This is a genomic window from Streptomyces sp. NPDC059989 (assembly GCF_042736975.1).
Lineage (GTDB): Bacteria > Actinomycetota > Actinomycetes > Streptomycetales > Streptomycetaceae > Streptomyces.
Genome location: NZ_JBHWUO010000026.1, coordinates 12,544 through 24,897, shown reverse-complemented (window position 1 = coordinate 24,897; position 12,354 = coordinate 12,544). Strand labels below are relative to the sequence as shown.

The window sequence follows — 12,354 nt, the reverse complement described above, 5'->3', positions numbered from 1 at the left end:
CTCCGTGCTCGCGGTGCTCCTGTCGGGCCTGGGGCTTCCCCTGGCCGAGGCGGCTGACAAGCCGCCAAAGGTGTGGGTTCCACCGAACACACCCCTGTCCAACACCAAGCCGGTCAAGGGCTCCAGCGCGAAGCCGTCGGCAAAGCGGACCGAATCCGGCCGGAAATGGGCGCCGGATGCGAAGGGAAAGCTTCCGGCCGGCACAGCAACCGTTGACCTGCACATTTCAGCCACATCCCGAACGGGCGCCGGGCCGGAGTCGGTTCAGGCCGGAGCTTTGCCCGTATGGGTCGCACCCGGAAAGAGTGCGAAGCCTTCCGCGGCCGCCGGCCAGCCCCAGAACGCGGCCGGCACCCAGGGCGTCGGCGCCCTCACCGTCGAAGTGAAGGACGCGGACCGCACCAGGGCCGCCGGCGTCAACGGCGCCCTCGTCGCCCTCACGAACCCGGCCGGCAGCGCCCCGTCGGGCACGGTCAAGGTCGGCCTCGACGTCGCCGCCTGGGCCACCTCGGCCGGCGCCAACTGGGCGGACCGCGCCCGGGTGGTCCAGCTGCCGACCTGCGCCCTGACCACCCCCGGCGCCGCCGGCTGCACGACCCGTACCCCGGTCGCCTCGCACCGCGCCCCCTCCGGACTCCTCGTCGCCGAGGTCGAGGCCCCGAAGGCCACCGCGGCGGCGCCCGCGGGTTCCTCCCTCCTGAAGTCGGCGCCGCAGTCCGCGCCCGAGAGCGCCCCGCAGGTGCTCGCCGCCCAGGGCGTGGCCCTGGCCGTGGAAGCGGGCGCCTCGGGCGCGAGCGGTGACTTCTCCGCGACTCCGCTGCTCCCGTCGGCCTCCTGGCAGGCCGGTTCCAACGCCGCGAACTTCACCTACGGCTACACCGTCGAGGTCCCGTCCTCCATCGCGGGCGCGGGCCCGGACGTGGCCCTGGGCTACGACTCCTCCGCCATCGACGGCCGTACGGCCTCGACGAACAGCCAGGCCGGCATGTTCGGCGAGGGCTGGGAGTGGAGCCCCGGCTCGATCTCCCGCTCGTACAAGGGCTGCGCGGACGCCGGAATCGCGGAGTCGGGCGACGAGTGCTGGGGCGGCGACATCCTCTCCCTCTCGCTCGCGGGTCACGCGGGACAGATCGTCCGCGACGACGCCACGTGCCAGTACCACCTCCAGGGCGAGGACGGCACGAAGATCGAGCGGCTGACCGGCCAGCGGAACGCGGCCTGGAAGGGCGAGGGCTTCAAGGTCACCACGACCGACGGCACCCAGTACTACTTCGGCTCCAACCGCCTGCCCGGCGGCGACGGCACGGACCCGGAGGCCAAGTCGGTCTCCACCGTCCCCGTGTACTTCAACAGCGGCCAGGACAAGTGCCTGGGCGCCGACACCCCCGCCAACGGCACCTGGCAGCAGCTGGGCTGGCAGTGGAACCTCGACTACGTCGTGGACCCGCACCAGAACCTGGTCTCCTACCGCTACGAGCAGGAGAACAACTACTACGGGCGCGGCGGCGGCCAGAACAACGGCACCGGCACCAACACCAAGTACCAGCGCGCCTCCTACCCGACCTGGATCGGCTACGGCCAGCGCCTGCCCGACCAGATCGCCGCGAAGGGCGCCGCCAAGCCGGCCGCCCAGATCGTGCTCAAGAACGCCGAGCGCTGCGTCGTCATCGGCACGGTCACCTGCACGGACACGGCCCAGCGCACCAAGGCCAACGCCAAGTCCTGGCCCGACACTCCCGTCGACCAGGAGTGCCCGGCCACCGGCCAGTGCCTGAACCTCTCGCCGACCTACTTCACGACGAAGAAGTTCACCCAGCTCTACAGCGAGGTGTGGACCGGCACCGCCTGGCGCAGGGTCGACTCCTACGCCTTCAAGCACTCCTTCCAGGACCCGGGCGACGGCACCTCCCCGACCCTGTGGCTCGACTCGATCCAGCGCACCGGCTCCAACGGCAAGACGGCGCAGACGCTGCCCGAGGTCTCCTTCCAGCCGCTGCAGATCGCCAACCGCGTCGACGGCGTCGTCAAGCGCCCGGACGGCACCGAGGCCTCGGCCCCGTCCTACAACCGTCCGCGCATCCAGACCATCACCACCGAGACCGGTGGCCGCATCAACGTGGTCTACAAGGCCGCGGAGTGCTCGCGGGTCAGGGGCACCATGCCGTCCTCCGAGGACGGCAACACGATGGCCTGCATGCCGGTCAAGTGGTACCTGCCGGGGCAGTCCTACCCGGACCCGGTCAACGACTGGTTCAACAAGATCGTCGTCCAGTCCGTCACGCAGCAGGACATGGTCGCCGGCCAGGTCACCACGGTCACCGACTACGAGTACGGCGGCGGCGTCGCCTGGCACCGCAACGACTCCGAGGCGGCCGACCCCAAGACCCGTACGTGGGACCAGTTCCGCGGCTACGCGACCGTCACCACCCGCACCGGCAACGGCAACGCGGCGGACGGCCCGCGCAGCAAGTCGGTGGCCACCTTCCTGCGGGGCATGGACGGCGACGTCCTGGCCAACGGCAGCAAGCGCACCGTGAACGTCGCCGACGCGCAGGGCGGCAGCATCAAGGACGAGGACGTCCTGTCGGGCTTCGTCCGCCAGGTCGAGACCTACGACCGCGACGGCGGCACCGTCGTCGGCGACGAGGTGTCCACCCCGTGGCTCGGCGCGGTCACCGCTACGCGCGCGCAGTCGGGGGGCATGCCGGCCATCACTGCCCGTGCGATGAACACCGGAAAGGTGACCACGCGCGACAAGCTCGCCAGCGGCGCCTGGCGCACGAGTGAACGTACGTCGACATACGACAGCACGCTCCTCTCGCGACCGCTCCAGGTCGACGACGTCCGCGACGTCTCGAAGGCGAACGAACGCCTCTGCACCACGTTCGAGTACGCGACGGGTCCGGGCGGAACCCTGACCGAGCTGGCCTCCCGCACCCTGGTCCTGTCCACTGCGTGCGGCCAGACCCCGACCCCTGCGAACACGGTGGGCGACACCCGCTCGTACTTCGACGGCAAGCCGCTCGGCCAGACGCTCGCGACCGCCGACCAGACGGGCACGGAGGTCCTGGAGAAGTACGACGGCGCCGGCAAGCCGGTGTACCGCCTGAACTCCACCTCCACCTACGACGGCTACGGCCGCGTCACCAGCAACACCAACAAGGTTCGTAAGGATGCCGCCCACCCCGGCGGCGCGGTCACCTCGACCGAGTACAAGCCGGCCACCGGCGTACTGCCGTCCGAGGTCGTCCACACGAACCCGCTGGGCTGGAAGTCCTCGACCACCCTCGACATCGGCCGCGCCCTGCCGCTGATCACGAAGGACGAGAACAACCACGTCGGCGAGCGCGAGTACGACGCCCTCGGCCGGATCACCGCGATCTGGCAGCCGGGCCAGGAACGGGCCAACTCGTTCCTGCCGGTGCGCAAGTTCTCGTACGCGATGAACGGCACCAACGCGCCGTCGATGGCTCTGAGCCAGGCGCTCATGAAGGACGGCCAGACCTACACCTCCAGCTACACCCTCTACGACGGCCTGGGCCGCGTCCGCCAGACGCAGGCCACGCCGGGCTCGGGAGTGACGGGCCGTCTCATCACGGACGCGCTGTTCGACGCGCACGGCCGCCAGGTAAAGACAAGCGTGCCGTACTACAACGACGAGAATGACCCGTCCGCGGCTCTCTTCCTGCCGAACGGCGGCGTCAACCCGGACAGCAAGATCCCGGCCCAGCAGGTGTCGGTGTTCGACGGGCTGGACCGTGTGACCGACTCGGTCTTCCAGTCCTTCGGTATCGAGCAGTGGCGCTCGAAGACCGAGTACCCGGGCGCGGACGAGGTCCGTACGATCCCGCCGGCCGGTGGTTTCGCCACGGCGACCATCACCAACGGCCTGACCTCGGTCCTGCGCCAGTACAAGAGCAACACCCCCACGGGTGCCTACGACGAGACCACGTACGTCAGCAACACCCAGGGCAAGGAGGTGTCCCGCAAGGACTCCGCCAACAACGAGTGGACCTTCACCTACGACCTCCTGGGCCGCACGGTGAAGACGACGGACCCGGACTCGGGCATCGCGACCACCGTCTACGACGACAGCAAGAACCTGGTCACGGCCACCGACGCCCGCGGCAAGAGCGCCACGACCGTCACCGACATCCTCGGCCGCACCATCGCGATGTACGAGGGCACGGCGGTCGACGCGGCCAAGCAGGTGAGTGCTCTCACCTACGACGCCAAGGCCATCGGAAAGCCCGACACCACCACCCGCTTCGTGGGCGGGAGCACCGGAGCCGCGTACGTCTCCGAGATCACCGGCTACGACGGTGGCTACCGGCCGCTCGGCATGAAGACCACGATCCCGGCCGGGGAGGGGAAGCTCCAGGGGGTCTACGAGTCGACCAACACCTACAGCCCGTACGGCCAGCTGGAGTCGACCACCCTTCCGGCGATCCCCGCCGCGGGGCTGAAGGCCGAGACGCTCACCTTCAATGTCGACAACGCCGGCAACATGCTCGCGATGGATGGCCTGATCGGCTCAACCCTCAGCCCGTACGTCGTAGACGTGCGATACGACGCCTTCGGCCAGGCGATCCGTTCGACGGTCGGCAAGAGCGGCAAGCAGGTCGTCTCCACCCTCGACTACGACATGGGCACCGGTCGCCCGGTGCGCACGACGCTGGACAAGCAGACAGCCGCCACGGCGAGTGTCGACGTCGTCGACTACACCTACAACAAGGTCGGCAAGCTCACCTCCGTCGGGAACACGCAGGACGGGGCCACCCGTGACCTGCAGTGTTTCACGTACGACTACCTGGGCCGCATGGCGCAGGCGTGGACCGACACGGGCGCCACGAGCACTGCTCCGCAGCCGAGCGTCCGCGGCATTGGCGGCTGCGCCAACACTGACGGTCCGGCGGTCGACGGCACGGGCAAGCCAAGCGTGGGCGGTCCCGCTCCCTATTGGCAGCAGTACGAGTACGACAAGCTCGGCAACCGCACCAAGCTGGTGAAGAAGGACGTCACCGGCGTCGTGGCCAAGGACACCACGGTCACCCAGACCTTCGGCACCGGTCCCAACATCAAGTCGACGGACCCGAAGACCGGCGGGGGTACGGGCGGCCCGCACGCGCTGATGACCTCCACGGAGACCAGCAGCACGGGCACCAAGCTCTCCTCGTACACCTACGACGCCTCGGGTAACACGGCGTCCATCACCAGCACTCCGGGCACCAAGACCCTGACCTGGAACGACCAGGGCAAGCTCGACAAGATCACCGGTACCGGCGAGAGCGCCGGCACCAGCTACCTCTACGACGCTTCCGGCAACCAGCTCATCCGCAGGGACCCGGGCTCGACCATGCTGAGCCTCGGCAGTGACCAGATCACTCTGGAAACGGCATCGGGCAAGGTCACCAACGTCCGTAGCTACAGCGCCCCCGGCGGCTTGGCCGTCACCCGGACCACGACCGGTGGCACCTCGTCACTGGCCTACCAGGCATCGGACCGACACGGGACCAACGGTGTCCAGTTCAACGCCTCCGACCTCGCTCAGGTCCGTCGCCCGACCGACCCCTTCGGCAATGAGCGCGGCACCCAGCCGGCACCCGGTGCCTGGGCGGGCGACAAGGGCTTCGTCGGCGGCACGAAGGAGAAGGCCACAGGCTTCACCCTCCTCGGTGCCCGCGAGTACGACCCCACGACGGGCCGCTTCATCAGCCCTGACCCCGTCATCGACGCACGCAACCCGCAGCAGTGGAACGCCTACGGCTACGCCGGCAACGACCCGATCAACAAGGCCGACCCGAGCGGCCTGGCCTATCCGTGTGAGAACAACGAATGCGGAGGCAATCGCACCTGGATCTCCACGCCGACGATGCCCAAGCCGAAGCCCAGCGGCAACGGCGACCAAGGGAGCAACCGTGGCGGTTCGGGTAAGACCAAGACGGACCTCGACGACGCCAACGCCGAAGTGGCCAAGGCGAAGAAGCACCGTGAGGAGCTCGTCCACAGTGTCGTCGACCTCATCGGGGACCTGATCGGCTTCAACGACGCCCGGGACTGCTTCACCAAGGGCGATGTGATGGCATGCATCAACACCGCCCTGAACGCCGTGCCCTGGGGCAAGCTCTTCAAGGCCATCAAGGTCGGCATCAAGGCCGTCAAGATCTACAAGGAGATGAACAAGGCCTACGACACGATCCATGCGGCGGAAAGCCGAGCGGCCAAGGCGATGGAGGCCTTCTCGAAGGCCAAGAAGGCTGAGGACGAAGCAGCGGCCGCAGCGTCACAAGCAGCCAAATCAGCGGACGCGAAGGCGGCCAAGGAATCGGCCAGTGACTCCGCCGGTACTGAGGCCAAGGCCAGCAGAAGCGAAGCCGATTCGGGCAGTGGAGGATCGAGCTCGCGCGGTGACTCCGACGCGGGTGCCTCTTGCCCGATAAAGCGGAACAGCTTCCCCACGGGTACCCGTGTCCAGATGGCCGACGGTACGACCAAGGCCATTGAGGACGTCGAGGTAGGCGACCAGGTCCTGGCTACGGACCCCCAGACCGGCAAGACCGCACCCAAGACGGTCACGGCCACGATCACCACGCCTGACGACAAGGAATTCACCGACCTCACCCTCACCGACGACGCCAATCCCCGCGGCCCGCCGTCGCTCCTCACGTCCACCTCTCATCACCCGCACTGGAGCGAAACCCGCCGCCAGTGGATCGACGCCGGTGACTTCGCCCTCGGCGAGAAGCTCCGCCAGGCCGACGGCAGCACCCTCACCGTCCAGGCGACCCGCAACTACCCGTACGCCGTCACCACGCACAACCTCACGGTTGCCGACTTCCACACGTACTATGTTGCCGTTGCCGGGATGTCGGTCCTGGTTCACAACTGCGGAGCTGCGACCGAAGATGACGCAATTCGAGCTCATGATCGAGCGCAGGAACTGCAGTCGACCCGAGATGACTTCCCCGGAGCGCACTACAAGGGCACCACGGCAGTCATCGGTGTGTTCAACTCTGCGACCAAGAAGGTAGCAATCCGTATCGGTATCAGCGGGGGCGCCGACCAGCCGGCAGCATGGACGCTTCGAGAAGGAGAAGAGTTCATTCAGGCCGCAGGTCATGCCGAGGAGAGCATCATCAAGAACCTCGGGCCGGATGAACATATAATCTTCGGCGCGGCGACAACAAACTTCTGCTTCGAGCATTGCCTGCCCCTGATGGACGTCCGTGGCATGACCCTCAAGGGTGGGCATGGAACCATTAAGTATTCTCCGTTCAGGTATTTCTGGCTATCGGGTGATTAAGGAGGTGTCGTGGAGGGTTTTTCTGCTCTGTCGGACTCTGAGCTGATCATGCTCTGCGCCGCAACGGCCGAAAGGGCTGCGCCCTTCTGCCGAATCCTCGGTACAGAGGAGCAGCGGGCTTGGCTTGAAAGCGGGCTGGAGCTGGCATGGAGGATGGCTGCCGGAGAGGATGCGGCAGACGATTGCTCAGCCATGCTCGACTGGCTTGAGGTGGAGGACGACGAGGAGGAATTCGAGGATGCGGATCCCACTGCGCATCCCGGCTTCTACGCCGATCAGGCCGTCGGGCTGGTCGGGGAATCGCTGGCTTCATCGTTGATGCCATCCGGCGACCGTGTCGAAACTGCCCTCAAGACGGTGCGAACGCTCTTCTCGATGGTCGATTTCAAACTCTCGGGAGAGAAACCCGTGATTGTGCGGAGCGGTGAAGAGAGGCCTCCTCCCGGCCCGCTTGTCCAACGCGAATTGGATGCGGCAGGCGCAGCACTGGGTTTGCTTTCCCGGAGGTCGGGCGGCGCGGGGCAGCAGCCTGATGCCCTGTCGGCGCTCGTCGAACTACGCAACTCTGCACGCGAGTTCGCCGCCGCGGTGACCCCTTCCCTGGAAGAGTTCGCCGAGGCCAACGACTGGAAGTGACCAGCTGAACGTCGAGGCCCCGCCAGCGTGTCTGGCGGGGCCTCGTGCGTGAAAAGGCCGTCCTCCTCGCCCTTCCAGTGGGCGAGGAGGACGGCCTTCATCGTGCCGACCAGGGCGCGGGCCTTCGGGAGGTCGTCCGCGTCCAGTGCGCGCAGGGCGTCGCCCGCCGCGTTCGTCACCGCCTCGTGTTCGGCGATGAACTCCTTGATGAGGGGGATCTGGCGGCAGCCGCAGTAGTGGCACATCGCCCCAGGATCACCCCTCGTCAGGTGTTTACTCCGCTTCGCCTTCCAGGTTGCCCTCCGTGTCCAGGTAGACCTGGCGGAGGGATTCGAGGATCTGGGGGTCCGGCTTTTCCCACATGCCGCGGGATTCCGCCTCCAGGAGGCGTTCCGCGATGCCGTGCAGGGCCCACGGGTTGGCCTCCTCCAGGAAGGCGCGGTTCTCCGGGTCCAGGACGTAGGTTTCCGTGAGCTTGTCGTACATCCAGTCCGCGACCACGCCCGTCGTGGCGTCGTAGCCGAAGAGGTAGTCCACCGTTGCCGCCAGCTCGAAGGCGCCCTTGTAGCCGTGGCGGCGCATCGCCTCGATCCACTTGGGGTTGACCACGCGGGCCCGGAAGACGCGGGACGTCTCCTCCACCAGGGTGCGGGTCTTGACCGTCTCCGGGCGGGTGGAGTCGCCGATGTACGCCTCCGGGGCCGTGCCGCGCAGGGCGCGGACCGTGGCCACCATGCCGCCGTGGTACTGGAAGTAGTCGTCCGAGTCCGCGATGTCGTGCTCGCGGGTGTCCGTGTTCTTCGCCGCCACCGTGATGCGCTTGTAGGCGGATTCCATTTCGTCGCGGGCCGGGCGGCCTTCCAGGCCGCGGCCGTACGCGTAGCCGCCCCACACCGTGTAGACCTCCGCGAGGTCGGCGTCCGTACGCCAGTCGCGGGAGTCGATCAGCTGGAGGATGCCGGCCCCGTACGTACCCGGGCGCGAGCCGAAGATACGGGTGGTGGCGCGGCGTTCGTCGCCGTGGGCGGCCAGGTCCGCCTGGGCGTGGGCGCGGATGAAGTTGTCCGAGGCCGGCTCGTCCAGGGACGCCGCCAGCCGGACCGCGTCGTCGAGGAGGCCGATGACGTGCGGGAACGCGTCGCGGAAGAAGCCCGAGATGCGGAGGGTGACGTCGATGCGGGGGCGGCCCAGTTCGGCGAGGGGGATGGGCTCCAGGCCCGTGACCCGGCGCGAGGCCTCGTCCCAGACCGGGCGGATGCCCAGCAGGGACAGGGCTTCCGCCACGTCGTCGCCCGAGGTGCGCATCGCGCTCGTGCCCCACAGGGACAGGCCGACCGAGGCCGGCCACTCGCCGTTGTCCGTGCGGTAGCGGGTGAGGAGGGACTCGGCCAGGGCCTGGCCCGTCTCCCACGCCAGGCGGGACGGGACGGCCTTCGGGTCGACCGAGTAGAAGTTGCGGCCGGTCGGGAGGACGTTGACCAGGCCGCGGAGCGGCGAGCCCGAGGGGCCGGCCGGGATGAAGCGGCCGTCCAGGGCGGCCACGACGTGGGCGATCTCGTCCGTGGTGCCGGCCAGGCGCGGGACGACCTCGCGGGCGGCGAAGTCCAGCACCGCGGCGACGTCCGCCGAGTGTTCCGCCGCGACCGAAGCCACCGCCGACGGGTCCCAGCCCGCGTCCTCCATCGCCTGGACCAGGGCGCGCGCCTGCTCCTCCACGGCGTCCGCCGAGGTGCGGGTCGCCGCGGACTCGTCCAGACCGAGGGCTTCGCGCAGACCCGGAAGGGCCGTCGTACCGCCCCAGATCTGGCGGGCGCGCAGGATCGCGAGGACCAGGTTGACGCGGGCCGCACCCGTCGGGGCGCCGCCGAGCACGTGCAGGCCGTCGCGGATCTGGGCGTCCTTGACCTCGCACAGCCAGCCGTCGACGTGGAGCAGGAAGTCGTCGAAGCCGTCGTCGTCCGGGCGCTCCTCCAGACCCAGGTCGTGGTCGAGCTTCGCCGCCTGGATCAGGGTCCAGATCTGCGCGCGGATGGCCGGCAGCTTGGCCGGGTCCATCGCGGAGATCTGGGCGTACTCGTCCAGGTGCTGCTCCAGGCGCGCGATGTCGCCGTACGACTCCGCGCGGGCCATCGGCGGCACCAGGTGGTCGACGAGCGTGGCGTGCACGCGGCGCTTGGCCTGCGTGCCCTCGCCCGGGTCGTTGACCAGGAAGGGGTAGATCAGGGGGAGGTCGCCGAGCGCGGCGTCGGGCGCGCAGGACGCCGACAGGCCGGCGTTCTTGCCCGGGAGCCATTCGAGGTTGCCGTGCTTGCCCAGGTGGATCATCGCGTCGGCGCCGAAGCCGCCGTCCTCCGCGCGTGCCTGGATCCAGCGGTACGCGGCCAGGTAGTGGTGCGACGGAGGCAGGTCCGGGTCGTGGTAGATCGCGATCGGGTTCTCGCCGAAGCCGCGCGGCGGCTGGATGAGGATGAGGAGGTTCCCGCGGCGCAGGGCCGCCAGGACGATGTCCCCCTCCGGGTTCGCCGAGCGGTCCACGAACATGTTGCCGGGGGCCTCGCCCCAGTGCTCCTCGACGCTCTCGCGCAGCTCGGCGGGAAGCTCGGCGAACCAGCGCCGGTAGTCGGCGGCCGGGATGCGGACCGGGTTGCGGGCCAGCTGCTCCTCGGTCAGCCAGTCCTGGTCGTGGCCGCCGGCCTCGATCAGGGCGCGGATCAGCTCGTCGCCGTCGCCCGAGACCAGGCCGGGGATCTGGTCGGCGGGGCCGAAGTCGTAGCCGCCGGCGATGAGGGTGCGCAGCAGCTCCACGGCGCTGGCCGGGGTGTCGAGACCGACCGCGTTGCCGATGCGGGAGTGCTTGGTGGGGTACGCGGAGAGGACGAGGGCGACCTTCTTGTCGCGGCGCTCGATGTGGCTGAGGCGGGCGTGGCGTACGGCGATCCCCGCGACCCGCGCGGCCCGCTCGGGGTCGGCAACGTAAGCGGGCAGGCCGTCCTCGTCGAGCTCCTTGAAGGAGAACGGGACGGTGATCAGGCGGCCGTCGAACTCGGGCACGGCGACCTGGGTGGCGGCGTCGAGGGGGGACAGGCCCTCGTCGTTCTCCTCCCAGGTGCTGCGGGAACCGGTGAGGCACAGGGCCTGGAGGATCGGCACGCCGAGGGCGGCGAGGGCGCCCGCGTCCCAGGACTCGTCGTCCCCGCCCGCGGAGGCGGTGGCGGGGCGGGTGCCGCCGGCCGCGAGGACGGTCGTGACGATGGCGTCGACGCCCTCCAGCGCGGCCAGGAGCTCCGGCTCCGGGGTGCGGAGGGAGGAGACGTAGAGGGGGAGCGCCTGCGCGTCCTTGGCCTCGATGGCCTCGCACAGGGTGTGCACGAAGGCGGTGTTCCCGCTCATCTGGTGGGCGCGGTAGTAGAGCACGGCGACCTTGGGGCCGGTGGTGTGCTGCGCGGTGCGCTCCAGGGGGCCCCAGGTGGGGGCGCCGGCGGGGGGCTCGAAGCCGTGGCCGGTGAGCAGGACCGTGTCCGAGAGGAAGCGGGCCAGCTGGTCGAGGTTGGCGGGGCCGCCGTGGGCGAGGTAGCCGTGCGCTTCGGCGGCGATGCCGATGGGGACCGTGGAGGCCTCCATCAGCTGGGCGTCCGGGGCCTGTTCGCCGGTCAGGACCACGACCGGGCGGGTCTGGCCGGGGGCGAGGAGCAGGTCGAGGCCCTCCTGCCAGGCGCGGAGCCCGCCGAGGAGGCGTACGACGACCAGGTCGACTCCGTCGAGGAGGCCGGGGAGGTCGTCGAGGGGAAGGCGGGAGGGGTTCGCGAACCGGTACGGGACGGGGGCGTCCCCCGTGTTCGCTGCGCGAGCGCTGAGCAGATCGGTGTCGGACGTCGACAGCAGCAGGATCATGCGGCGGCAGGCCTTCCTCGGGGTTTCCGCGCCCCGGGCAGTGAGGACAGCGGGAGTTCCTGACTCACCCTTTGGCCGTTGGCTGCCGGGTTCACAGTGGCGGGACCGCGCCGGACTTCCACCGGGCTTCCTCCCATGTCGCCGTCCTCGGCGACGGCGGGCCGTGTGGTCCGCCGGAAGGTCATCTTAGGGGGCCCTTTCCCTGGCCGGGAGTGGGGGTGGTCTGGGGGCGGCGCCGTTGCCGGGGCTCTGCCGGTGCGTTCGCACTGGCGTGGACGGGCGGATTCGGCTGCGGCGCCGTCGCCGGGGCTCTGCCCCGGGCCCCGCGCCTCAAACGCCGGCGGGGCTGAAAAGACCTGGGGCTCCGCCCCAGACCCCGCGCCTCAAACGCCGGCGGGGCTGGATATGGCCGACGTAGGGCTGGATGTGGCCGGCTTGGTGCTGGATGTGGCCGGCGTGGTGCTGGAGGTGGCCCGCGTGGGGCTGGAGGTGGCCCGCGTGGGGCTGGAGGTGTGGGGCGGGCA

Annotated in this window: 3 protein-coding genes and 1 riboswitch; of the genes, 2 read left to right on the top strand and 1 reads right to left on the bottom strand. The window is 69.5% G+C overall.

Going from position 1 to position 12,354, the window contains the following annotated elements:
• The first annotated feature begins 277 nt into the window (after positions 1–277).
• Together ACFWBN_RS23285 and ACFWBN_RS23280 are read left to right on the top strand one after the other, a co-directional pair.
• Positions 278–7,303: a polymorphic toxin-type HINT domain-containing protein gene (locus tag ACFWBN_RS23285; RefSeq protein WP_385178822.1), complete on the top strand. Its 7,026-nt coding sequence runs from the start codon at positions 278–280 to the stop codon at positions 7,301–7,303.
• Positions 7,304–7,312: 9 nt separating this feature from the next.
• Positions 7,313–7,939 carry a hypothetical protein gene (locus tag ACFWBN_RS23280; RefSeq protein ID WP_385178821.1) on the top strand — a complete coding sequence of 209 codons (627 nt, stop codon included), beginning with the start codon at positions 7,313–7,315 and terminating at the stop codon, positions 7,937–7,939.
• A gap of 273 nt (positions 7,940–8,212) precedes the next feature.
• Here ACFWBN_RS23280 and cobN read toward each other — a convergent pair whose 3' ends face one another.
• Positions 8,213–11,830, bottom strand: coding sequence for a cobaltochelatase subunit CobN (gene cobN, locus ACFWBN_RS23275; RefSeq protein WP_385178820.1), 3,618 nt, complete (start codon positions 11,828–11,830; stop codon positions 8,213–8,215).
• A 32-nt stretch (positions 11,831–11,862) separates the two neighbouring features.
• Positions 11,863–12,021: riboswitch (cobalamin riboswitch) on the bottom strand.
• Positions 12,022–12,354 lie beyond the last annotated feature (333 nt).